We start from the raw sequence: 23,281 nt of genomic DNA on the forward strand, positions 1-23,281 counted from the left end.
GTCATCATCTGCGGCGAGATCATGACGATGCCGGGGCTTCCCAAGTCCCCGTCTTCGGAAAAGATCTTCCTCAACGAACAGGGCCAGATCGAAGGCCTGTTCTGAGCAAGACAGGACCAAAGGAGTGTGAACATGTCAAAGATAATCGACGGCAAGGCGGCTGCAGCGGAAGTGCTTGCAAAGCTCAAGGTGGCCGTCAACCAGCTGAGTGCGGAAACCGGCGTGGTTCCGAGTATAAGTGTCGTCATAGTCGGCCAGGATCCGGCGAGTAAAGTCTATGTCGCGTCTAAAGCGAAGGCGGCCAACGAGTGCGGCTTCCATTCGACCGAGCACGCGCTGCCGACGCAGACGACCGAGGAAGAAGTGGTCGCGCTGGTCGAAAAGCTCAATGTCGATTCTAGGATCCATGGCATCCTGGTACAGTTGCCCTTGCCGGATCATATCGATTCCAGCCGTGTCACCCAGACGATTGCTCCGGAGAAGGATGTCGACGGTTTCCACTTCATCAATGTCGGTAAGCTCGGCACGGGTGAACTCGACACCGCCTTCGTGCCCTGCACACCGGCCGGCTCAATGCTTTTGATTGAGCGCGTGCACGGCCGTGATCTGTCGGGGATGAATGCCTTGGTTGTCGGTCGCTCCAACATAGTAGGCAAGCCGATGGCCAACCTCCTGCTAAAGGCCAACGCCACCGTGACCATCGCACACAGCTGCACCAAGAACCTGCCGGAGCTGTGCCGAAACGCCGACATCCTCGTGGCAGCTGTTGGTAAACCTGAAATGATCAAGGCGCACTGGATCAAGCCCGGCGTGACCGTGATTGACGTCGGCATCAACCGCATTTCCGCCGGGATGAACGGCAAGAGCCGCCTGGTTGGGGACGTGGCTTATGGAGAAGCGGCCACAAAGGCAGGCGCCATAACGCCCGTGCCCGGCGGCGTGGGGCCGATGACGATTGCACTGCTGATGGCCAACACTTTCACCGCGGCCTCCCGTGCGGCCGGGCGGTCGGTTGCTCTCGAAGCTTGCGGTTGATCGATGCATGGCGGTCCCGTCAAAAAGCCGCCATGGCCGAAAAGGGTACTGATTGCCGAGCGCAATCAGCTAGTCATCTCGGCCTTACGCGACATCATCAGCCGCGATGAGCGTTTCGACTTTATCGCCGGCATTCACAGCGGCACGGCGTTTCTGAAAGCATTGGAGGAGACGCAGACGGCCTTCGACGTCGCAATCCTTGGCTGGAAATTATCCGATATGAATGCAGGCGAACTATTGATCGAACTTCGTCGTCGGCAGTTCGCGACGCGCGTGGTCATCTTCTCCGAGGATCACGATATGGGCATTCTGAAGCAGTGTGTACGCCTCGGCGCCCACGGCTTCTGCTATCAGTTCGACGGTCCCGGCATTCTGTTCGACACGGTGGCTGCGGTCGCTAACGGTCGCATCTGCGTACCGTCCATAGATATCTCAAAAATTAATGAAACGCCGTTGTCACGTTTAACGACGCGCGAACGGGAATTACTCGCAGTACTAGCCAATGGCTGGACTAATCAAGAGATCGCGGCAAAGACAGGCATTTCTGAAAACACAGTTAAGTACCATCTCAGAAATTTGTACGATAAGCTCCGCGTCAGCAATCGCGCAATGGCGGTTGCGCTGTTTTTCACCGATACAACACATTAAGCTTGCTAGGCCTAATCCGATGCAGCGATCCGATGCGGCGATTCTCGCGCGCCGAGCTTCCTTTTGCGGTCAATTCGAATCTGGAGGTTTATATAAGGTTCGCATGCAAAACGGAGCACACCCGCCGTCTTCGGACCTCGTACCACGCTGGAGTGAACAAGGCTTGGGTGTCGTTCAGAAGAGCTCGGCGCGGCCTGCAGGCACCGCGTAACGGCGAGCGTGATCAGGTTGCGTGCGTCAAGTTCTGCAAAAGGGGCGGCCATGAGGCTGGTCATGCGGCTTGGCGCAGAGCGAGCTTCTTGTGCTCGCGCAGGTCGTCCATGTTGATGTAGCGGTTGGCCTCCATCCAGTTTTCATTGGTTTCGACGGCCAGCGCCCTGACCAGGCGCAGGCAGCTTTCGGCGTTGGGAAAGATGCGCACGACATAGGTGCGGCGCCTGATCTCTTTGTTGAGGCGTTCCAGCATGTTGGTCGACTTCAGGTGCTTGTGGTGCTGGCGCGGCAGGCGGAAGAAGGTCAGCGTGCCCTCCATGGTCTCCTCCACCCACGTCGTCAGCCGCGGATAGCGGCCCGACCATGTGGCACACGCGGCAAGATCGGCCTTGGCTTCGGCGAGATCGCGCCGGTCGTAGAGCCATCTGAGCTCCTGCAGGCAGTCGTCGCCATGTTTCCTCGGCAGATGATCGAGCGCGTTCCTGAGGAAGTGCACGTAGCAGCGTTGCCAGGCCGCTTCCGGCATCACCTCGCCGATCGCCGCGACCAGGCCGGCATGGTCGTCGGCCAGTTCGACGCCCCTGAGGCCGCGCGCCTTGAGCGCGACGAGGAAGTCCTTCCAGGCCGAGCGGCTCTCGCGATTGGCCATCTCCACCGCCAGGATCTGGCGCCGGCCGTCCCAGTCGATGCCGACCGCGATCAGCACCGCCTGGCTCATGACGATGCCGGCCTCGCACCTTCTCGTAGCGGGCATCGAGGATGAGATAGGCAAAGGGCTCTTGCAGCGGGCGCTCGGCGAAGGCCTTCAGGCTCTCGTCCAGGCGCTTGTTGATGGCCGAGATCGACGAGGCCGAGAAGGCATGCCCGCACAGCTCTTCCGTGATCGCCTTGACCTTGCGGGTCGAAACGCCCTGCACGTACATTTCCGCAAGCGTCGCCACCAAGGCCCGCTCGGAACGCTGGTAGCGCTCGAACAGCTCGGTGGAGAAGCGCCCCTGCCGGTCCTGCGGAACCCGCAGCGCCAGCTTGCCGACACGGGTGACAAGCGTGCGGCCGTAATAGCCAGAGCGATAGCCAAGACGCTCCGGTGTGCGTTTGCTCTTCGAAGCACCCATCGCCTCGTCCATCTCGGCCTCGAGCACCTCCTGCATCACCGCGCGGATCACTTCGTGCAGCCCATCCGGGTTCGAAAGCAGAATGTCTTTGACGCCAGCTATGGCGGATTTGTCTTCGGTCTTGGTCATGGTGGCGTTCCTTCGCGGGAATCAGGTGACGTGAACAATCACCAGCCTGCCATGACCGCCCTCTCTCAGCGAATTTGCAGAACTCTCAGCACACTACCCATGATCATTGGTTCTACCGCATTCAGCGATCGGCCACAGCGAGGCGCTCGGCGGCGCCAGCGGCATCCCGGTTCGAGATCGTTCTGTTCGATCGAGCCAGCCGCGGCCGCCGCCCCGCACTATGAGAGGGACCTGGGGCTGATGGTGAGGTACTTTGCAGCGCCATGATGTACTAAGCAGGGCGGTTTGGCACAACTCTATCGCGCTGCGGAGCTCGTGGCGTCCGAGATGACCGTTCATCGCCCATGCGCCGTGCCGTGCCTCGATGTCTGCCACTTCACTCTTGCCGAAATGGCGACGCTAACTCAATTGGGTAGGACCCCTCAGGCTTCAGCCGATCGAGCAGGCTTTTGTCCGCCGGATGAAGCCGTTCAAGACCTTGGCATAGCGCGCCGTCGAGGACGGATTGCGATGACGCCATGTTCGGTGTCGATCTTGCCGACCTCAGCCGTATGATCCCGAAGGGCAGGGCCCCTGGGATGGCAGTGGTTAAGGCCGCACGCGTCAGGCTCGGCACTTCAAGAAACGGTCAACCTCGTCGACATTTAGCGCCAGCGTGCGCCGGACGCGCGGGAACCGGGAATGAGGCTTAGCCCGATGTCACACTTTAGGAAAGCGTACAAGGCCAAGTGATCCTGCCCTGACCAGATATGGTTCTGGGAGCATGGACGTCCCGGTGCAGCCCTCCCCTGAAATCTAATCGTTGACATCAATCTAGCCATTGACGTGCTTTTGCATATGTGCCAACATTTAAACGGTGGCGGGATAGCCACCCTAAACCACGCCCAACGCGCAGGGACACACCCTGGAAGCGCGGAAGCGTTGGTTAATCTCCATTCTCAAAATTGTCGACATCATTTCACCAGGCCGACGCTTGCCGTCCGCTCTGGGAGCGATGTCATCTGGCACTTTGAGCGGTAAAAAATCACAAGGGGAACGCAGATGAAAATGTTGATGCAGAAGATTTCCGTTTTGCTTGCCGTAACTGCCCTGTGGACTGGGGCCGCAGTCGCGGAAGATAAGCCGATCGTGTTGGGTTTTCCATTGGGATTGAGCGGTGCAAACAGCATCACGGCTCCGGCCGTTATCCAGGCGACGGAACTTGCAGTCTCTGAAATCAATGGTGCGGGAGGGGTGTTGGGCAGAAAGCTTGTCATCGAACTTGCCGACAGTGCATCGAGTGCCGCAGGAGCTCAGAAGGCGTACGACTCTCTCGTGTACCAAAAGAAAGTCGACGTAATAATTTCATCGGAGCCGAGCGCGGCCAGAAACGCGGGCCTGCCGATCATCACTAGAGGGAAGATCCCGTACATTTACACTTCCTTCTATGAAGGAGGTTCCTGTAACAAATATCAGCACATCAACGGATGGGTGCCGCAGCAAGTGGTGTCTCTCATGGTAGACTACTTCATGAAGGATCAGAGCGCGAAGACATTTTTCCTTGTTGGAAACGACTATGCATTCGGGCGGGGTATGCTTGGGTATACTAATAAGTATATCACAGAAAAAGGTGGTAAGGTCCTCGGAGAAGAATATAATCCGATCGACGCAAATGATTGGACGGCGATCATCAGTAAGATCCGCGACGCCAATCCGGACGTAATCATAACTTCCACGGCGGCCGGTGCGCCAAATGTAACATTCACAAAACAGTTTAGGGCGGCCGGCCTCACGGCCAAGTATGGTAGCTACGCACTCGATGAAGGTACTGCAAAGACCTTGGGGCCTGATGCGGAAGGAATTTATCTCGGCGGCTCGTACTACACCAGCATCAAATCTGAGAAAAATGCGCAGTTCATAAAAGCTCTGAATGACAAATTTGGTGCAGAGGCAAAAACGCCAAATGAACTTTCGGTGCCGCAATACGACGCTATTTATTCCTACGCCCTGGCGGTCAAGAAGGCTGGGACGACAGATACGGATGCGGTCGTAAAGGCTCTGAGCGAAGTAACTTTTGATGGTCCCAGAGGCGCCGTACAGATGTCAAAGCAACGTCATGCTCCGCTGACGATGTATCTCGCTCAGGTCAACGCTCAGGGCGATACCACGATCATCAAGTCCCACCCCAATGTGGATCCGGGCGAGCAGTGCCCCAATTTGTGATCGGAACAGACGGCGCTCTCCGTCGCCTTTTCCTACTGAACCGCCAATAGTGGCGATGCTGTGTTGATCCGCCAGACGTGGTTATGGACGAAATGCCTTTCGTCATCTGTCAATCGCGAGATCAATACAGCACGCCACAGAATGTCGGAGAACTTAGATGGTTCCGGTACTGCTTGATATCATAACGACTGCGGCAATCTTGTACATCGTTTCCTCGGGATTGCTTCTTGTGTTTGGCGTCATGAAGCTCATTAACTTCGCTCATGGCGGACTGTTGACGATTGGGGGTTACGCTGCCGTGATCGCCACCGCGCTGGGCCTAAATCCCTGGATCGGTATACCCTTGGCGGCGGTGTTTGGCGGAATCGTTGGTTTCGGCATGGAGCGCGTTGTGGTGCGCTCACTCTACAATCGCCCCCTTGATGCTATTCTGGCTACATGGGGTCTAAGCATTATCATCGGGCAGGCCATCACCTTGGTCTTCGATCGTGGCGTCCATTTCGCCGAACCTCCGATTAGAGGCGTGATCAGCATCCTTGGCGAGCCCTACTCGACCTATCGACTAGTCCTGACTGCCCTTGCGTTGTTGCTCGGCCTCGGCTTGACGGCAGCGCTGCGGGGCACATCACTAGGCCTGTCCACACGCGCGGTCATCATGAACGAGGACCTCGCGCGGGGGCTCGGCATCAACAGCGGCCTCGTCCGCTCCATCACGTTCACGCTCGGCTCCGGTCTGGCGGCGGTGGCGGGAGCTCTTATAACGCCCCTGTCCAGCGTTGATCCAAACATGGGCGTCGCCTGGCTGATTAGCGCCTTCATGCTCGTTCTCGTCTCGGGTTCTTCGCTCTACAGCTTGGCCTTTGCCAGCGTTGTCCTGGGCGGCGCCCAAGTCATTGTAAGTAACTATTTCGGTTCGGTGCTCGGAGGCATGACGATCGCCGCGCTGGCCGCTGTCATACTTCGTATCCGTCCGCAGGGATTTTCTTATGAGTGACGCAAACGTGAAGGAATTGGGAAGCAGTTCCATTCAACGACTCCAGGTCCGCCCGCTGACCAAGGTGGTGTTTGCAGCATCGATCGTTCTGATCGGCGTCGGTGCCGCACCATTCTTCATGGACGCGTATTCCGTGAACGTGCTGGTGAGGTCGATGATCTACGCCGCAATGGCGCTGTCGGTCGATATCCTATGGGGCTATCTCGGAGTCCTGACCTTCGGCCAGTCGGCGTTCTTCGCGGCCGGCGCCTACGCAACGGCATTGGTCTTCACCTATGGCGGCTTTTCGCCTGAATATGCATTTGCCGCTGTCCTGATCGGCATGGCCGTCGCGGTCGCGTTGGCGGGACTGGTGGCATTCCTGGCTTTCTGGCATGGGGCGTCGGCACTTTATGCGTCGGTGATCACCCTAGTCCTGCCGATCGTGGTCACGCAGCTTCTATTTTCCGGTGGCACATATACCGGCTCGAGCAGTGGCCTCACCGGCTTCGACACCATCCCCCTCAGCACCGAGGCGTGGTTCTGGGCCGTCGGGGTCTGGCTGGTCGTACTAACGACAGGGGCCTGGATGTACACGCGCAGCGACGCCGGACGGCTTTTAATCGCAATCCGGGAAAATGAGCAGCGGTGCAAGTATCTCGGATTGAACACGTCCAAGATCAAGGCGCTGGTCTTTCTGATCTGTGCTGCAATCGGCGCGATCGCTGGCTGGATCTACGCCAATTATACGATGGTGGTTGCACCTGAAATCGCCGGCTTCACGTTCGGAACCGAGCTACTGATCTGGGTCGCATTGGGCGGGCGAGGCACGCTGTTCGGCCCGGTGATCGGAACAATCATCATCGATTATGCCAGTGCGCACCTGCAGGGCGACTTTCCCTTCGTGTGGAAACTTGTGATCGGAATAGTCTTTGTTTCGGTCATCGTGGCCCTCCCGCGTGGTATCCTGCCGTTGGTTTCGAATGCCGCCAACTGGCTTCGCGGTCGCACCCGCAAAGCCCAGCCGGAGCAATACTCCCAACTCCAATTGTGCAAGGCGCCTAGAATCGAACGCAACATTGTTGTGGCTGGACCGGCGCTTGTGGTGAGTGGGGTCGAGAAGCGGTTCGGCAGCCTCGAGGTGCTGTCAGGCATCGACTTCGAAGCCACGTATGGCGAGATCGTCAGTCTTGTGGGACCGAACGGTGCCGGCAAGACCACCCTGATGACCTGCATCGCCGACGGCTCAAAGCGCAGCGGCGGCACGATTTCGATCGGTGGGCAGGATATCGCTCATCGCCCGCCTGAAGAATGCGTGCGTCTCGGTGTTGGGCGCAAGTTCCAGATGGCCAACGTTTTCGACACCTTGACAGTCGGTGAGTGCCTTCAGATAGCACGGGCGCGCCTAGACCCTTTGTCCAAGTGGAAGAAATCCGGTGTTTGTCAACTTCCACCTTCCGCCCTGCATGTCGTCCGGGCCACGGGACTGCACAGTGATCTGGACGTGCCTGCACAACTGCTGTCGCACGGAAAGAAGCAGGCGCTCGAACTGGCCATGGTATTGGCTCTCGAGCCAAAGGTTATCCTGCTGGATGAGCCCACGGCAGGTCTCACCAAGACTGAACGCACACTGATCGGAACGATCCTGACCGAACTCGCCACAACAGAGCAACTCTGCATCCTGCTCGTGGAGCACGACCTGGATTTTGTCCGCGACATTTCTTCTCGGGTGATCGTTCTGCACCAAGGCCGGATTGTTCTTAACGGCTCGGTCGATGAGGTCGTGAATTCAGAGCTCGTCAAAACAGTCTATGCCGGGTCCGGGCATTGAGGAGGATTGGATCGTGACAGAAGCAGTGCTCACTGTGAATGGTCTAAGCAGCGGATATGGACAGGCAACGGTAATAAGAAACCTCGACTTGCAGATCGCCAGCGGCGAAATCGTCGCCGTTGTCGGCAAGAACGGCATGGGAAAGAGTACGCTTCTCAAGTCGATCATGGGGTATTTGCCGAAATTTTCAGGCTCCGTCGCAATGGCGCAGCATCCCATCGGCGACAGCCGGCCTCATGAGATTGCCCGGCTTGGCGTGGCCTACGTACCGCAGGAAAAGGCGTTGTTTCAGGACCTTACGGTGGAGGAAAATATTCGCCTGTCGTTGCGTGGCTCCGTGAGCTGGAACGACGCAAAGGAGACAATGGGCCGTTGCTTTCCGTTTCTCCTCCGGCGCTTGCAGCAAAAAGCCGGCACGCTCAGTGGCGGCGAACAGAAGATGCTACTGATGGCACGCTCCCTCGCCGTCGAGGCTAAAGTGCTGCTGATCGACGAGATAACCGAAGGCCTGCAGCCTTCGATCATATCCAACCTGGTGAAGATCATCAAGACGGAGAGGGATCGCTCGGGTCTCGGCGTTTTGCTCGTTGAACAGAACATTCCGTTCACCCGCGCCGTTTCCGACAGATATGTCCTCCTGGATAAGGGCGAGATATCGGGATCCGGAAACACGAGGGACCCCGATACCCACGAAAAGATCGCGGCTCACATAAGCCTCTGATCATCCGAAAAACGACTTCGAAATGGGCGAGGGCCTCACGTGTATTTGACCAACAGGGAAAGCGACAGACTGCTGATTTTCGTCGCTGCAGAAATGGCCCGGCGCCGTCGGGCTGAGGGCATGCTGTTGAATTTGCCAGAGGCCAGAGCGGTAATAGCCGACGCCATGCACGAAGAGGCCAGGAGAGGAAGATCGGTCTCTGAGTTGATGGCCTTCGGCCGAACCGTATTGCAATCCGAGGACGTTCAGTCGGGCGTCGTGCCGCTTCTGGAAATGCTGATGATCGAGCCGATGTTTCCGGACGGTCAGAAGCTCGTTTGCGTCCACGATCCTCTTGGCCTGCCCCAGAACGCCGATGAAGAGGACAAGCCTGGCTGTTATCGCCTGGCGAAAGAAGGAATAGAGATCAATTGCGGTCGTGCGACGACCCGTGTCGTCGTTCGCAACTTTGGCGACCGCTCCATCCAGATCGGCTCCCATTTCCACTTCTTCGAAGTGAACCCTGAGCTGGAGTTTGACCGGGCCGCAGCGTTCGGCTTCCGTCTCGACATTCCAGCGGGAACTACTGTGCGCTTTGAGCCAGGGGACGAGAAGACCGTCGACCTAGTCGCCATCGGCGGCGAGCGGCGCGTCGAAGGGCTCAACAACCTGACCGATGGTGTGCTGGACGATCCGGAGGTGAAGCGCAGGGCGGTTGCACGCGCGGCAGCCGAAGGGTTCAGGGGAGCTCACGATGTCTAAGATGCTGTCGCGCCGTCAATATGTTGAGCTGTACGGACCGACAACGGGAGACAGCGTCCGTCTCGCCGACACCGATCTCTGGGCAGAGGTCGAACGGGACCTCCTGGTTCCGGGCGACGAGCTCGTCTTCGGGGCTGGAAAAACCTTGAGAGTGGGTTCTGGCTGTCATGGCCATATCACGGCGGCAGACGGCGCACTCGATTTGGTGATAACGAACGCCACGATCATCGACCCGGTCCTGGGCATCATCAAGGCCGACATAGGGATCAAAGATGGCCTGGTCGCAGGGATCGGCAAGGCCGGCGACCCGCGGATTATGGACGGAGTGGACCCGAAACTGATCGTCGGTACCAACACGGACGTTCGCGCGGCGGAGGGCCTGATTGTTACCGCCGGGGGCGTTGACTGCCACGTCCATTTCATCGATCCAGGCCAATGCGAAGAGGCGCTGGCCAGTGGCATCACCACCCTTTTCGGAGGCGGACTTGGCGCCACCACCGTTCCGATTGCCTCTACTGGCACTGTCAACCTCGGATATATGCTCCAGGCAGCGGAGGCGTTTCCGCTCAATTTTGGCTTCTTCGGGAAGGCGGCCTCGGACAGCCCCAAGCCGCTGATCGAGCAACTGGAGGCAGGGGCCGCAGGGCTGAAGATTCACGAGGATTGGGGCGCCACAACCGCCGCGATCCATTCGGCGCTGCTAGCTGCTAACGAAGCGGATGTGCAAATCCAGTTGCACACCGACACGCTCAACGAGTTTGGGTTCCTCGAACGAACCCTGAAGGCGATCGATGGCCGCACCATTCACGCCTATCACGTCGAAGGCGCCGGCGGGGGTCACGCTCCCGACATCGTCAAGGTCTGTGGGAACGAGAACATCCTGCCTTCGTCCACCAATCCGACTAATCCTTATACGGTCAATACATTCGATGAGCATTTCGACATGGCAATGGTCAGTCATCACCTTAATCCGAGATTGCCGGAGGATATCGCCTTCGCTGAATCCCGGATCCGCCACGAAACCATCGCGGCCGAAGGCGTACTGCATGATATCGGCGCGATCAGCGCCATTGGCTCGGACTCCCAAGGGATGGGACGCATCGGCGAAACCATAACCCGTACTTGGCAGACCGCATCACGCATGAAGATGCAGCGGGGCGCTCTCCCCGAGGACAGCGGTCGCGGCAACGACAACACGCGTATTAAACGGTTCATCGCCAAATACACCATCAACCCCGCGCGTATGTTAGGGGTGGAAAAATTTGTCGGCTCGCTCGAGCCGGGGAAGCTTGCCGATCTCGTGCTTTGGAAACCGGGGCTGTTTGGCATCAAACCGGAGGCTGTTTTCAAGTCGGGCTTTCCGGTGATGGCGGTCATGGGTGAGGCGAACGCCTCTCTTAATTGCTGCGAGCCGCTGCGTTACCGCCCACAATGGGGCTGGTTCGGGCGCGCTGCCCAATCGCTTTCGGTGCGTTTCATGTCTCAGGGAGCTATAGACCGCGACGTGGCCGGAAAGCTGGAGCTGCGCGCACGCTGCCTGCCGGTGTCCGGAACACGAAACCTATCGAAGAGAGACATGCTTTGGAATGACAAGGCTCCGAAGGTAACGGTGGACCCTGAAACCTACAGAGTCGAAGTCGACGGTGAGCACTGCACCTCCCTTCCGGCCGGCAAGGTGCCTCTTGGTGCCCTTTATACATTGAAATAGGAGAGATTCATGTCCGCAAAGGCCGATCGCGTCGGCATCGGAGGTCCGATAGGCAAGAAGAACAAGGTGATCCAGCATCTCGTGCTCCCATTCATAATGCGGAACCGAAGCCCGCGGCCAGTTCGCGTTACCGGTTTGGATGCCGACAGAACAGCAGGATCGCGAAGCTGCAGGAAACCCTACGGTCTCGTCGCGTGGTAAACAACAGGGTGCGGGGTCTCGCTGGGGAGCGATCGATCAGCGAGGGGCACGCCTATCAACGCATCCGGCGGTGGTTCCTGGAAGGACGCGTATCGATAACCAAGTCGCCGATCAGGTTCTGGCCTGGGGGGCCAACTGAACGATTTCAAATTTTCAAATTTGCACGAGGCAAGCATTATGACGGCATCTGAAAGCACCGCTCACTCTGTTCTTCGCGTTGCTCTTGACTGGGAGGTGGACGCGATCGATCCGCCCGCCTCGTTTGGTGGTTGGAATACAGGCAGAGTCGTCCAGCAGATATTCGAGAGCTTGTATGAGGACGATCTGGAGGATGAGGCAGCCAGTCCGACGCGACTTATCCCCGCGCTCGCCACTTCGGTCGAGATCTCCGAGGACGGTCTGGAATATTTATTCCACTTGCGGGAGGACGTGCGGTTCCACGACGGAACCCTATTCGATGCGGAGGCCGTGCGGTTCAACATAGAACGTATGTGGAATCCTGAGGCGCCGCAGTATTCGCCCGTGGCAGCGGACTACAACCGGATCGGTCTCGAAGCGCTCGAATCAGTGAAGGTCGTGGGGCCGCTGGCGATCCTCCTCACGCTGAAGGAGCCCTTCCCCGAATTCCTCCGCTACATGACGCAGGAGGACGCACCGGGCGCGCATGTCTTCATCAGCCCAGAGGCACTGAAAAAGCACGGCAACTCAGGCATTGCCGACCATGCACCGGGCACCGGCCCATTCCGTTTCGACAGTCGCTTTTCGACGCCCCACGGCAGCGGAGTCAGGCTGGTTCGCAATGACGACTACTGGGGAGGGGCATCCAGGTTGAACGGCCTCGAGTACAAGCCGTATCCAAACCTTGAAGATCGGTACAACGCATTGCTCAACGGCGATGCCGATCTGGCCTACGGCCTAGAGGGGAGCGATCTCGACGAATTAGAACGGCGCGGATTCGTCGTCCTAGAAGGCCAGGTACCCTATGTCTGGTATTTCATTTTCAATATGCGCGATCCGGTCCTCAGCGACGCTCGAGTGCGTCGCGCCGTCGCCTATGCGATTGATCGGGAGAAGCTAAGCAAAGAAATCTTCCGCGGACATACCACCGTCGCATCCGGCATGCTGCCACCTGCTTCGCCGGCCTTCGATGAAGGGTACAGATTTCCTTATGAATTCAACCCCGAGCTTGCCCGGCAGCTTCTAAGGGACGCGGGCATCCCATCGGACTGGCGATTGCGCATCATGTCGGCAAAAGCTGGATGTGGGCATTCCGTTCGAATTTGCGAGTATCTGGCGAAGAGTCTTTCGGCGATTGGGTTTGGTGCCGAGATTGTGTGGACAGAAGACTGGATTTCCTATTGCAACGAATGGCGGTCCGGTTTGCGGGAGGGAGCAGGCGTCTCGCAGATGAGCTGGGGCATGTCCTGTGATGTTTGGCTGGAGCAGGTACTGCATTCCAGGAACAAGTCGCCACGCGGATTTAACGCGGGATATTACTGTAATACGTATGTAGATCAGTTTTTGGACGACGCCAGGCGAACTCAAGAAGACAAGCAACGATTCGAACTGTATCGAGATGCCCATTCGATCATCATGAATGATCTACCAGTCATCCCGATTCTGACTTTGGCGCGTGGCAACGTTTGTTATCACCCGCGCGTCAGGGGCCTTCGCAACCCACGGCAGAATTGGCATTCGTTCAAAAATGTATGGATGGATCCAGACATTTGATCGAACCAGTTTGATCCTACGAGAGAAATGTGACGCGCGGCATCACGCAAAAGGAAAAGGCTGCTGATCATGGTATTGCCGGAGCTGTGTGATACTGGCTATGTCTTTCACACTCGTGCTGAAGCGCGATTGCTGGCGGACATCATTCCGGCAGGATCTTCGACCGAGGCGTGGTGTCGTGCTGCCAATAGGCTAGGTATGCATCCAGTAGCCGGTATTGCGGAACGCAATGGAGAAAAGCTTTACAAACTCGGCGTTAATTCTGGGACCCGATGGTGTACTTGCGCGCAGCCGCAGGATCCGGTTATGGGGGAAGAAGTGTTGCGCTTATCGCCAGGTAATCTAGGTTTCCCGGGGTTCGATACACTCGCCGGATCGGTTGTGACCTATGTTGTTACTGCGATGAATGTTTCAGGTTCTGCTTTGCAAGCGAGGAGGTCGAAGTCGACGGTGAGCACCGCACGTCCCTTCGGCAAGGTGCTGCTTGGCGCCCTGTATACGCTGAAATAGGAGAGATTCATGCACGCAAAGGCCATTCGCATCGGCATCGGTGGTCCGGTGGGCTCCGGGAAGACGAGGCTAATCGAGCGTCTCCTGCCCTTGATTCATGAAGCGGGGTTGAAACCCGCTGTCATCACCAACGACCTTGTGACTCTTGAGGACGCGATGCGGGTCAAGGCGAGCGGCCTGATCGAAGCAACTCTGGTTATCGGTGTTGAGACCGGCGCGTGCCCTCATACCGCGATCCGCGAGGACCCCTCCGTCAACATTCAGGCCGCTGATGCGCTGGAACGCGACAACCGGCTCGATCTGATCCTTATCGAGAGCGGGGGGGACAATTTGGCGGCGACATTCTCCTCCGAACTCGTCGACTATTGGATCTTCGTGATCGACGTCGCCGCGGGCGACGACATACCGCGTAAGCGAGGTCTTGGAATGCTCCAGGCAGACCTGCTTGTCGTCAACAAAGTCGACCTCGCTCAGCATGTGGGTGCTGATTTGAATCGCATCCGCCAAGACGTCCAGGTCAACCGCCCTAAAAAGGCGACCATCTACACGAACTTGCGGTCGCCGGACGGTGCCTCGGAGGTCTTTGCGACCATAAAACGGGATGCCCTCTTCGGCTGTGTTCATTGATGCGGGCATGACGCGCTCGTACGGCCTACTAGACCTGGAATTCGCAACCGACTGCCGCGGAAAAACACAACTCATGCAGCGGGCCCAGAGATTTCCGTTGCATTTTACAACGCCTCTTTTTTTGGACGAAAGGCAGCCTGGCATGGCTTTCGTATATGTTCAGAACCCTTCGGGCGCGGTTTTCAGCGGCGACAGGCTGGAATTGCGGCTTGCTGCGCGCAACGGCGCAAAACTTCATGTCACCAGCACGTCTGCGACCAAGTTGCATCGCATGCTCGAGGGATCAGCCTTTCAAAAAGTGCAGTTAGAGGCAAAGCGAGGGTCGTACATTGAGTACCTGCCGGATCAGCTCATACCGCAGGCGCAGTCCTCCTACGACCAGGAGACGACGATCGACCTCGACCAGGGGTCGATGCTCATCGCAAGCGAAATCATTGCGCCGGGACGTTTGGCGCGCGGCGAGGTCTTTGCGTTCAACCGCCTCAAACTGGAAACGCGGATCAGGATCGAAGGCAGCACGCTTTTCACCGAACGCATCCTCATGGAACCGACGACGATGCCAATCAATCTAAGAGGCGTTCTAGGCTCGTTTCTCTATGCGGGAAACCTGCTGGCGCTTGTTCCAGGCGGCAATGCCAAGGGCGTCTACGACGCCGCTTCATGTCTGGACATGACGGGAGAGGATTTTCGACTAGGCGTAGGCGCCCTGCCTGGAGCGGTCGGCATCATCGTGCGTGTCCTGGCCCGGTCGTCTCCAACAATCACTCGGCTCATGGAAGAGGCATGGTCGCGGATTCGAATGCAGATGATTGGGGCGCCGGCGCCATATAGGAGGAAATAGGTCCCATGCTTGTCTCGAACGGAATAGTTGGCTCCATCGATTCGGTCGAAGGTGCCACTGGGACATTGGATTTCATCGACGTGCCTTGGACGGAGGCCGCCAAGCGGCTGCTGCGGCGGCGCACGAACGGCGGGCTCGATTTTGCGCTATCAATGCAGCATAGCCAGTACCTTTTCCACGGGGCTGTTCTATATAGCAACGAGGATCATACGGTGGTCGTGCGCAGGCCAGAGGAGCTCGCCCTCATCGTTGACCTCAGCCAGACCAGCTCGATTCTGGATATCGTTCGGCAGGCCGCGCTTATCGGCCATGCTTTCGGCAACCAGCACGTACCGGTCGAGGTGGACGGCTGCTGTATACTCGTGCCGATGCTGTCGAGTGAATGTCTCATGACTAGGACGGTTAGAGATCTTAAGCTCGGCGAACTGTCACTGCGTTTCGGTCGCGTCCGATTGGGCGCCTCTCGTCCCCTTTTTATGACGGGGCACACCCATGAATGACATGCGGGCAGGAGTCACGATTGACGCGAGTTTCCTGACGGCCCTTCAACTGGCCGACAGTTCGCTGCCAGTCGGGCGTTATGTCCACTCTAGCGGATTGGAAGGAATTCTGGAGGAGCTTCCAAAGAGCTCAGCCCAAATTACGGAAGTCGTCAAAGCGGTGCTGCTACACGGCTCGGGCCGCTGCGACGCTGTCGCTGCTGCGCATGCACATCGGATGTTTTCAGAGGCCAGCATCGACCACCTGCATGATGTAGACGAGTGCCTTTTGGCAACAAAGCTGTCGGTGCCGGCCCGCAAGGCGTCGACCTCGTGCGGCCGACAGCTGGCGAAGCTCGCACTTCAGGTCTGGCCGCACGAAGTGCTCGATCCATTCTGTCGCGAAGTGCTGTTGCGCGAGGCCGGCAACCTAGCCGTCGTCGCAGCAGCCGTGTCGGCCTCCCGCGGAATAGACATCGAGCACACGGTCCTTGCGGAGTTGCGCGGCACGGCCAGTAGCCTCTTTTCAGCCGCGGTGCGCCTTGGCCGGATGGGTTCGGCAGAAGCTCAGGTGCATCTCCATCAATGCATCCCGATTATCGCCCAGGCTGCGGAAGAGGCGCTCCTCCTGGACCTGGACGACATGAGTTCGACCACGCTCGAATTGGACATTGCGATGCTGCAATTCCAGCGTAATCCACTTCGCCTGTTCGCAACCTAAAGGCGAATCGTTAGATGTCCGGTATAGGTGAATTGCAGGAGTCTTATCGTTCGGAGAGTACATGGCCCGTGGGTGTTCTGTACTCGAGGAGCGGGATCACGGCGATCGCAGAGACTTCGCAGTTGCAGGGAACGTTGCTCGCCATTTCCGAGATAAACGCTGCCGGCGGCGTGCTTGGAAAGGCGATTTCTCCCTTGATTCTGGATCCAGCCTCTGATCCGCAGCGCTACGCCCAACTGGCCAATACGCTCCTCATGGACCGTGGCGTGAGCAATATATTCGGCTGCTCGGCCTCCTACAGCCGGAAGGCGGTCGTTCCGGCCGTCGAGCGCCGCGGAGGCTTACTCTGGTATTCGATCGGCTACGAGGGATTCGAATATTCCTCGAGCGTCATCTACACTGGCCCTGCACCCAACCAGCTTCATCTGCCGCTCGCCGAATATCTCTTCCCGCGCTATGGACGCAAGCTAGTGTGCATCGGCACAGACTATCTCTTCCCGCGTGAATCCAACCGGATCATGCGCGACCTACTATCCGAAATCGGAGGCAGTGTCGTCGGCGAATACTACCTGGCCTTCGGTGCCCAGAGGGATGTCTTTGTGGATGTGGTCAAGCAGGCGCGATCGCTCGGTGCCGATGTCATCTTCTCGACAGTGGTCGGGCCGGGAATAGCGGCACTTTACGATGCCTATACGGCCGAGAACCTCGATCCAGCCATTACGCCAATCGCCTCCCTTACGACCAATGAAGCGCATCTTCAGGAAATGTGGTTTGAGCCGCGGCCGGGCCACATTGTCTCCGCGCCCTATTTCGAAACGGTACAATCGCCGCGGAACAAAAGTTTTGTTGCCAATTATCATCAACGTTTCGGGGAAAAGCGCCCGGCCGATACCTGTGCTGAGGCGGCATATTTTACGGTGTTGCTCTTTGCGCGGGCGCTGGAACGTGCGGGCACGCTGGATCCGGAGCGGCTTCGCAGCGAGGTGCTCGGCCTCGAGATCTCAGCTCCCCAGGGCGTCGTCATGGTCGATCCAGACAACAGCCATACTTACCTCTGGCCTCGAATCGGCATGACGGAGGCGGGACGTAAATTCGGGATCGTCGCGGAGTTCAAGAGGGCAATGAAACCGGACCCATACCTTGTGAACTACGTTGGCCTGGGCCGCATCGACAGTGATCACGGATACGAGGAACTCGACAATGTCCGGTGAGGCGTTGATCCGTGAACTGCGAAAACTTCGAGCGTGTGTGATCCATCCGCCGGATTCGGTATGTGGTGATCTTGTCCGGCACTTGAAGCGTATCGGATGCCAAGTCGACACCGTATGGCCGGTCCCTGATCGTTGGCCGGCTCATGCCGACATCGTATTCTGTATCTTTGGCGACAATTCTTCGCTCAATATTAGCGCCCTGAAAAGAGATCGCGACGGCACCCTCATCGGCATCATCGAATATGAGAGCCCTACGGTCGTTCGCGAATTGCTTGAAGCAGAGGTCCAAGCAGTTATAGGCAGGCCCATCCATCCCTTTGGGATATTGTCGACGCTGACGGTTGCAAGTTCACGTTACCGGTTCGAACGCCGTCAGAACAATAAAATCGCGAAACTGGAAGAAACTCTGCGATCACGTCGCGTGGTGAACAACGCAGTCCGGCATCTGGCTGCGCAGAGATCGATCAGCGAGGAGCAGGCCTATCAGTGCATCCGACGCTGGTCCCTGGAAGGACGCACATCGATGACCAGTATCGCCGATCAGGTTCTGGCCTGTGGGTCGGAGCTATGTGATCCAAATTTTCAAGTTAAGCCGAAGGAAGCATTGTGATGGCACCTCCAAGGACTCCAGACTCTATTCTGCGTGTCGCCCTTGATTGGGAGGTCGACGCGATCGACCCGCCCGCGTCCTTTGGTGGTTGGAATACGGGAAGAGTTGTCCAGCAGATGTTCGATAGCCTCTATGAGGACGACCTAGAAGATGAGGCAGCCAGTCCTACACGACTTGTACCGGCACTCGCTACTTCGGTCGAGATCTCCGACGATGGACTCAAGTATCTGTTTCGCTTGCGGGACAATGTACGGTTCCACGATGGAACCCCGTTCGATGCGGAGGCCGTCCTGTTCAACATAGAACGCATGTGGAACCCCGATGCGCTTCAATATTCTCCTGTGGCGGCCGATTACAACCGGATCGGTCTCGAAGCGCTCAAGTCCGTGGAAGTCACGGGGCCTATGAAGATCCTACTCACGCTGAAAGAGCCCTTTCCGGAGTTCCTCCGCTATATGACACAGGAAGACGCGCCGGGCGCGCACGTCTTTATCAGCCCAGCGGCCCTGAAGAGGTATAGCAATTCAGGCATTGCAGACCATGCACCGGGTACCGGCCCATTTTGTTTCGACGATCGCTTCTCAACCCCTTTCGGCAGCGGTATCCGGTTACGTCGGAATGAAGATTACTGGGGCGGGGTGCCCAAGCTCAATGGAATAGAGTTCAAGCCGTATCCGAGCCTTGAAGATCGGTACAACGCACTGCTCAATGGCGAAGCCGATCTGGCCTATGGCCTTGAGGGGAGCGACCTCGACGAATTAGAACGGCGTGGATTTGTCGTCATCGAAGGCCAGGTACCCTATATCTGGTATTTCATTTTCAACATGCGAGACCCAGTCCTGAGTGACGTTCGGGTGCGTCACGCGATTGCGCATGCAGTTGATCGAGAAGGATTGAGCAACAGCATCTTCCGTGGACACACCAATGTCGCATCCGGCATGTTACCGCCCGCTTCGCCAGCCTTCGATGAAGAGTATATATTTCCTTACGAATTTAAACCCGAGAGCGCCCAGCGGCTTTTGAGGGAAGCAAACGTCCCACTGGGCTGGCGATTGCGCATAATGACGGCGAACGCTGGTTCTGGCCAACTCATGCCCACCCGAATTTGCGAGCATCTGGCGAAGAATCTTGAGGCGATCGGATTCGGTGCAGAAGTTCTGCGGACCGAAGACTGGGTTTCCTATTGCAACGAATGGCGATCCGGGGTGCCGGATGGCGCAGGCGTTTCGCAGATGAGCTGGGGCATGTCCTGCGATGTCTGGCTGGAGCAGGTTCTGCATTCACGGAATAGTTCTCCGTTCGGATTCAATGCGGGGTATTACTCCAATCCCGCGGTAGATCTCTTGCTAGACAAAGCTCGGCAAACCCAAGGTGACGATGAACGAAGACAGTTGTATCGAGAGGCTAACCTAGTGATCATGGACGATCTGCCACTGCTGCCAATGCTAACTTTGCGACGCGGCTACGTCTGCTATCACCCTCGGGTCAAGGGGTTTCGCAACCCAAGGCAGAACTGGCATTCGTTCAAGAATGTGTGGACGGATTCTAGCGTTTGATCGAACCGATCTGACACTTACAACAGCGCGATCCTTATCAAACGCTGTTTGCCCTCTCGGCCGTGGACACCATGCTAAGAAAGCAGGAGGCGACGGTCGGTCATATCAGCGACTGCTGAACAATAGGAGACCAAGGTGAAAAGAATAACGCATACGGCACTTGCCGTCACGGCCATGCTCGTCACAAGCCCGTCAATAGCCAGCGCCCATGTCGGGGTCGGCGTTACCAGTGGCTTCGCGCATGGCTTCTGGCATCCGATTGGCGGCTTCGATCATATGCTCACCATGGTCATGGTCGGCCTGCTCGCTGCTCAGTTGGGTGGGCGCGCGCTGTGTCTGGTGCCGGCTGCTTTCGTTTCAGTCATGACCATTGGCGGCGCGGTCGGTTTCGTGGGCATCCCAGCACCTTTCGTTGAGCTTGGCGTTGGCCTGTCGATTGTCGCACTCGGAACTGCGGTCGCCCTCGGCGTTAGGATCATGGTCGCCGCAGCCATGGCGCTGGTTGGCTTCTTCGCCTTATTCCACGGCTACGCCCATGGCGCCGAGATGCCGGAAAACGTCGCTGGCCTTGCCTATGGTGCTGGTTTCGTTATCGCGACCGCGCTGCTGCATGCCTCTGGCCTTGCCCTGGGGCTGGTGATGGTCAGCAAAGCCGGGCGGCGTGGCGAAACCTTGGTCCGTGTCACAGGAGCCATTGTTGCGGTTGCAGGCGGCGCCCTGGTCACGGGAATTATCTAGGGCGTTCTGTTTTCAGGTGGAAGCACAGCCGGCGTCGCTGGGATAGGTGAATTCCTTTGACGTGATGAGGTCGAGTAACTCGCCGATAGCGAACGAAATTGCCTTGAACATGTGCGCTGCGACCTCGGGAAGTAGCCGCCTCGAGCTTAATGCTCGGTCGGATTGAGGTTTGGCGAATATTGGGGGCGGGAAGATCGGCTTGGCGCCGGCCTCGCAAATGGCGCGGCAACTTGTCCGGAACCCTGCGGACCTCACTATGGGCCCCGCTTAGAATGGTAGGGCCAAAGAGGAGAGGGAACTCACTCCGCAGTTCGTCGGTAAAAAAATAGCAAGAGATGAGGAGGAGCCAGGATGGCGAACCTACAAAGCGCGCGCACACCGTTTAGTTTCTATCTCTTGCCTGGCTTCTCGCTTCAGGCGTTCTCTTGCGCGGTGGAAGTCCTGCGGTTAGCCAACGAAGCGATCGGGAAAAACGTCTACAGCTGGCAAGTCATATCTGAAGACGGACAACCCGTGATGTCGAGTTGCCGGATGACGGTCGGCATCGACTCCACGTTGAGAGACGAACGCGAGAGAACCCAAAAATCAAACTTGACGTCAGCCGCGGTGATTTGCGGCGGCAGTGCCATCCCGCGGCCAAACAGGCAACTCGACGCCTGGCTAAGGGAATGCCGCATGCGCCGCATCCCCCTCATTTGCATCGGCAGTGGCACCGTCGTTGTCGCCCGGGCTGGATTGGCAGATGGGCGCCGGTGCGCCGTCCACTGGGAACAGCTTCCGTTATTTTGCGAGCAGTTTCCGGGGATAGAGTCCACCCAGACGGCCTTTGAACATGATGGAGATCTGCATACCTGCTCGGGCGGGGATGCACCTTTCGACATGTTCCTAAACTGGGTTGAACGTGACCATGGTTCAGTCGTCGTCAAGCGCGTCTGCGAAAAAGCCATCGCATACCGAATGCGCTCAGCCGGGGAGCGACAGCGCCTGCCCCTCCATTCTCGTGTCAAGCTCAATCACAAGGCAGTGATGAAGGTCATCGGCCTGATGGAGGCAAGCTTGGATGATCCTATGCCGGTCAACGATCTTGTGGCGTTAAGCGGAATATCGCGTCGGCAGATCGAAAGGCTTTTCGACAGAGAGTTGGGGCTCTCACCGAACCGATACTACATGGAACTGCGTCTGGAGCGTGCGCAGCTGCTTCTTGTGAGCACAAACTTGCCGGTCGTGGAAGTTGCGGTGGCTTGCGGTTTCATCTCGCCGTCGCACTTCTCCAAAGTCTATCGCGAAGCCTACGGATGCGCTCCGCATCAGACACGATTGGCCGCCCGTGCCGACGGGCACGCCGACCTGATGGACCCGGCGCTGCTGGGACTGGAGCGTAGCAAGGTCTCCCACCGAAGTTTATCGATGACGGCCTAGCCGACGAAGTGGCTGAGCGCTGGCCAGCAGCCCACTCCGTCCCTTCGTATGCAGACGGTTTACCCAAGGGCCGGGCTCCAGGGCGCTGTATTTTCGGCAGCGGGACCTCAGGCCATTCGGCCAGGGCTTTGGTGACTATGATTTCGGGGTGACGGTTTTCTGCGCATAGTTCGGCAGATGCATGGAACCGCAGCCCGGCGTCCATCGACGATTTCTGACTGAATCAAATGGATTGGCCATAGTGTAGCAACGACATGCTGTGAGAATCCATTCGAATATCACGTCGGGGTGAGTTGTTTGTCTACAGAGCGATGCCGCGGCTTGGACCTTCCGCTCTTATTTCTCTTTCTGAATTGCTGAAACGGATCGCGAATATGGTTGCCGGAGAACCGAATGACGTGCGTTTGAAAAATGTTGGCGGCCAACTGATTGTTCAGGTCGTCGAGCATGGCAAAGTAACTCGTCATTTATTCAACTCTCAAGCGGTTGCCGAGAGCTACGCCGAATTCCAACGAATTAGACTCGGCCTGCCCGGAAAGTCACCAATTTGGGAGGAGAACCCGTTGGATGAGCGCCCTATGAGGCTTCGTCAGAGACCAGACTTCATCATCCAGGATGTCCTCGATCTCGCCGAGTTCACTGATCGTGGTATTGTCACTACCCTAGTTGATACACACGGAGTTCGCCTCCGTCTCCACCTCACAGTCGTGACGTCAGAATTGCTTTGCGAGCGAATTGCCGACGCGCTGGAGCGCCGGTACGAAGAATAGGCCACCCGTTACGGGGGTCGACAATGATCACGCTATGCAGGAAGCATCTGGGGAAGGTAGCCGTTTGTCCGCGTGAGCTTCGGAACAAGGCAGGGCTCATCCTGGAGAGGGCCTGTATACTAGGCGAGGCGAAATGAGGCCGCCCCTTTGAACGGCTCAACAGCCGCGTTCTTGGGGGCTCGTCATGATCTGCTCACCAGCGCCGGAACGGGCAGAACGTTGTTGGCTTCGTGAGTATGGAAAAGCTGTAGCCTCCCTCCGCATCGCGCTCAACCCAAGAGGTGAGGCGGTCAACGATGCGATTGTCCTTGTCGAAAGTCAGCACGCGTGGCTTGAGGGCGGTCAACTCCCTCTGCACATAGACCGAATTGCAGATGATGACCTGGTCCCCCCGGTTGACACATATGCGCTAAGATAGCTTTGGCATGGCTTGAAATTTGCGCTTTCGAGGTGGCTCGCGCCAACGATGTCGCGAGGCATGGAGATTTCGGCGCAGGATTGCCAAGGGCGGCTGAGTAAAGATGGCTGTGATCAGGGAGGCGACGATCTGG

At 57.7% G+C, this 23,281-nt stretch carries 22 protein-coding genes and 1 pseudogene; 21 read left to right on the forward strand and 2 right to left on the reverse strand.

The window, feature by feature from the left end:
- The 3 genes from LB528_RS29325 to LB528_RS29335 all read left to right on the forward strand — a co-directional run.
- On the forward strand, positions 1-105 hold a 105-nt coding region (locus tag LB528_RS29325; protein ID WP_128312268.1), incomplete at its 5' end, for a formate--tetrahydrofolate ligase.
- A gap of 27 nt (positions 106-132) precedes the next feature.
- Positions 133-1,035, forward strand: a complete 903-nt coding sequence (folD, locus tag LB528_RS29330; protein ID WP_224518518.1) for a bifunctional methylenetetrahydrofolate dehydrogenase/methenyltetrahydrofolate cyclohydrolase FolD — start codon at positions 133-135, stop codon at positions 1,033-1,035.
- Between the two features lie 3 nt (positions 1,036-1,038).
- The gene (locus LB528_RS29335) at positions 1,039-1,683 is read left to right on the forward strand and encodes a response regulator transcription factor (RefSeq protein ID WP_224518519.1); all 645 of its coding nucleotides are present in this window, start codon (positions 1,039-1,041) and stop codon (positions 1,681-1,683) included.
- A gap of 271 nt (positions 1,684-1,954) precedes the next feature.
- Here the strand turns inward: LB528_RS29335 and LB528_RS29340 are convergent.
- A pseudogene (locus tag LB528_RS29340) lies at positions 1,955-3,140 on the reverse strand (IS256 family transposase).
- Between the two features lie 1,047 nt (positions 3,141-4,187).
- On the opposite strand from LB528_RS29340, the gene LB528_RS29345 reads away from it, so the two are divergent.
- The 18 genes from LB528_RS29345 (at position 4,188) to LB528_RS29430 (ending at position 22,730) form a co-directional block, all read left to right on the forward strand.
- A complete protein-coding gene (locus LB528_RS29345; protein WP_411962289.1) occupies positions 4,188-5,342 on the forward strand; it encodes a substrate-binding protein in 1,155 nt (384 codons plus the stop codon).
- 157 nt (positions 5,343-5,499) lie between these two features.
- The gene (locus tag LB528_RS29350; protein ID WP_224518521.1) at positions 5,500-6,336 is read left to right on the forward strand and encodes a branched-chain amino acid ABC transporter permease; all 837 of its coding nucleotides are present in this window, start codon (positions 5,500-5,502) and stop codon (positions 6,334-6,336) included.
- Positions 6,329-8,146: an ABC transporter permease subunit gene (locus tag LB528_RS29355; protein ID WP_224518522.1), complete on the forward strand. Its 1,818-nt coding sequence runs from the start codon at positions 6,329-6,331 to the stop codon at positions 8,144-8,146. The genes LB528_RS29350 and LB528_RS29355 overlap by 8 nt, the downstream gene beginning before the upstream one ends.
- Before the next feature lie 13 nt (positions 8,147-8,159).
- Positions 8,160-8,867 (forward strand): ABC transporter ATP-binding protein, encoded by a 708-nt coding sequence (locus tag LB528_RS29360; protein WP_224518523.1) that lies wholly within the window; start codon positions 8,160-8,162, stop codon positions 8,865-8,867.
- Between the two features lie 39 nt (positions 8,868-8,906).
- Entirely contained in the window at positions 8,907-9,608 is a 702-nt protein-coding gene (gene ureB / locus LB528_RS29365) for an urease subunit beta (protein WP_224518524.1), read from the forward strand.
- Complete coding sequence (gene ureC, locus LB528_RS29370; RefSeq protein WP_224518525.1) at positions 9,601-11,316, forward strand: urease subunit alpha; 1,716 nt, start codon at positions 9,601-9,603, stop codon at positions 11,314-11,316. The genes ureB and ureC overlap by 8 nt, the downstream gene beginning before the upstream one ends.
- Positions 11,317-11,694: 378 nt before the next feature.
- Positions 11,695-13,248, forward strand: a complete 1,554-nt coding sequence (locus LB528_RS29375) for an ABC transporter substrate-binding protein (protein WP_224518526.1) — start codon at positions 11,695-11,697, stop codon at positions 13,246-13,248.
- 63 nt (positions 13,249-13,311) lie between these two features.
- Entirely contained in the window at positions 13,312-13,758 is a 447-nt protein-coding gene (locus LB528_RS29380; RefSeq protein WP_263484320.1) for a nitrilase-related carbon-nitrogen hydrolase, read from the forward strand.
- Positions 13,759-13,767: 9 nt separating this feature from the next.
- Positions 13,768-14,385 carry an urease accessory protein UreG gene (ureG, locus tag LB528_RS29385; RefSeq protein ID WP_224518527.1) on the forward strand — a complete coding sequence of 206 codons (618 nt, stop codon included), beginning with the start codon at positions 13,768-13,770 and terminating at the stop codon, positions 14,383-14,385.
- A gap of 142 nt (positions 14,386-14,527) precedes the next feature.
- Positions 14,528-15,226 carry an urease accessory protein UreD gene (locus tag LB528_RS29390; RefSeq protein WP_224518528.1) on the forward strand — a complete coding sequence of 233 codons (699 nt, stop codon included), beginning with the start codon at positions 14,528-14,530 and terminating at the stop codon, positions 15,224-15,226.
- Positions 15,227-15,231: 5 nt separating this feature from the next.
- Positions 15,232-15,726, forward strand: a complete 495-nt coding sequence (locus LB528_RS29395) for a hypothetical protein (protein WP_224518529.1) — start codon at positions 15,232-15,234, stop codon at positions 15,724-15,726.
- Positions 15,719-16,426, forward strand: coding sequence for an urease accessory protein UreF (locus LB528_RS29400; protein ID WP_224518530.1), 708 nt, complete (start codon positions 15,719-15,721; stop codon positions 16,424-16,426). The genes LB528_RS29395 and LB528_RS29400 overlap by 8 nt, the downstream gene beginning before the upstream one ends.
- Positions 16,427-16,494: 68 nt before the next feature.
- The gene (locus LB528_RS29405) at positions 16,495-17,637 is read left to right on the forward strand and encodes a transporter substrate-binding domain-containing protein (RefSeq protein WP_318011548.1); all 1,143 of its coding nucleotides are present in this window, start codon (positions 16,495-16,497) and stop codon (positions 17,635-17,637) included.
- Positions 17,627-18,247: an ANTAR domain-containing response regulator gene (locus LB528_RS29410; protein ID WP_224518532.1), complete on the forward strand. Its 621-nt coding sequence runs from the start codon at positions 17,627-17,629 to the stop codon at positions 18,245-18,247. Before LB528_RS29405 ends, LB528_RS29410 begins: the two co-directional genes overlap by 11 nt.
- Positions 18,247-19,803 carry an ABC transporter substrate-binding protein gene (locus LB528_RS29415; RefSeq protein ID WP_224717176.1) on the forward strand — a complete coding sequence of 519 codons (1,557 nt, stop codon included), beginning with the start codon at positions 18,247-18,249 and terminating at the stop codon, positions 19,801-19,803. Before LB528_RS29410 ends, LB528_RS29415 begins: the two co-directional genes overlap by 1 nt.
- Before the next feature lie 174 nt (positions 19,804-19,977).
- Positions 19,978-20,541: a HupE/UreJ family protein gene (locus tag LB528_RS29420; RefSeq protein WP_224518534.1), complete on the forward strand. Its 564-nt coding sequence runs from the start codon at positions 19,978-19,980 to the stop codon at positions 20,539-20,541.
- Between the two features lie 351 nt (positions 20,542-20,892).
- Positions 20,893-21,960: a GlxA family transcriptional regulator gene (locus LB528_RS29425; protein WP_224518535.1), complete on the forward strand. Its 1,068-nt coding sequence runs from the start codon at positions 20,893-20,895 to the stop codon at positions 21,958-21,960.
- A 293-nt stretch (positions 21,961-22,253) separates the two neighbouring features.
- Positions 22,254-22,730, forward strand: coding sequence for a hypothetical protein (locus tag LB528_RS29430; protein WP_224518536.1), 477 nt, complete (start codon positions 22,254-22,256; stop codon positions 22,728-22,730).
- 193 nt (positions 22,731-22,923) lie between these two features.
- Here the strand turns inward: LB528_RS29430 and LB528_RS29435 are convergent, their stop codons facing one another.
- Positions 22,924-23,076 carry a hypothetical protein gene (locus LB528_RS29435; protein WP_224518537.1) on the reverse strand — a complete coding sequence of 51 codons (153 nt, stop codon included), beginning with the start codon at positions 23,074-23,076 and terminating at the stop codon, positions 22,924-22,926.
- Positions 23,077-23,281 lie beyond the last annotated feature (205 nt).

Origin of the sequence: Mesorhizobium sp. CA4, from assembly GCF_020165075.1 — a bacterium.
Taxonomy (GTDB): domain Bacteria; phylum Pseudomonadota; class Alphaproteobacteria; order Rhizobiales; family Rhizobiaceae; genus Mesorhizobium.

What these genes read in the sequence shown, in the direction of transcription:
- folD (WP_224518518.1), top strand. Translation starts at nt 133, where the DNA reads ATGTCAAAGATAATCGACGGCAAGGCGGCTGCAGCGGAAGTGCTTGCA.
- LB528_RS29335 (WP_224518519.1), top strand. Translation starts at nt 1,039, where the DNA reads ATGCATGGCGGTCCCGTCAAAAAGCCGCCATGGCCGAAAAGGGTACTG.
- LB528_RS29345 (WP_411962289.1), top strand. Translation starts at nt 4,188, where the DNA reads ATGTTGATGCAGAAGATTTCCGTTTTGCTTGCCGTAACTGCCCTGTGG.
- LB528_RS29350 (WP_224518521.1), top strand. Translation starts at nt 5,500, where the DNA reads ATGGTTCCGGTACTGCTTGATATCATAACGACTGCGGCAATCTTGTAC.
- LB528_RS29355 (WP_224518522.1), top strand. Translation starts at nt 6,329, where the DNA reads ATGAGTGACGCAAACGTGAAGGAATTGGGAAGCAGTTCCATTCAACGA.
- ureC (WP_224518525.1), top strand. Translation starts at nt 9,601, where the DNA reads ATGTCTAAGATGCTGTCGCGCCGTCAATATGTTGAGCTGTACGGACCG.
- LB528_RS29375 (WP_224518526.1), top strand. Translation starts at nt 11,695, where the DNA reads ATGACGGCATCTGAAAGCACCGCTCACTCTGTTCTTCGCGTTGCTCTT.
- ureG (WP_224518527.1), top strand. Translation starts at nt 13,768, where the DNA reads ATGCACGCAAAGGCCATTCGCATCGGCATCGGTGGTCCGGTGGGCTCC.
- LB528_RS29390 (WP_224518528.1), top strand. Translation starts at nt 14,528, where the DNA reads ATGGCTTTCGTATATGTTCAGAACCCTTCGGGCGCGGTTTTCAGCGGC.
- LB528_RS29395 (WP_224518529.1), top strand. Translation starts at nt 15,232, where the DNA reads ATGCTTGTCTCGAACGGAATAGTTGGCTCCATCGATTCGGTCGAAGGT.
- LB528_RS29400 (WP_224518530.1), top strand. Translation starts at nt 15,719, where the DNA reads ATGAATGACATGCGGGCAGGAGTCACGATTGACGCGAGTTTCCTGACG.
- LB528_RS29410 (WP_224518532.1), top strand. Translation starts at nt 17,627, where the DNA reads ATGTCCGGTGAGGCGTTGATCCGTGAACTGCGAAAACTTCGAGCGTGT.
- LB528_RS29415 (WP_224717176.1), top strand. Translation starts at nt 18,247, where the DNA reads ATGGCACCTCCAAGGACTCCAGACTCTATTCTGCGTGTCGCCCTTGAT.
- LB528_RS29420 (WP_224518534.1), top strand. Translation starts at nt 19,978, where the DNA reads ATGCTCGTCACAAGCCCGTCAATAGCCAGCGCCCATGTCGGGGTCGGC.
- LB528_RS29425 (WP_224518535.1), top strand. Translation starts at nt 20,893, where the DNA reads ATGGCGAACCTACAAAGCGCGCGCACACCGTTTAGTTTCTATCTCTTG.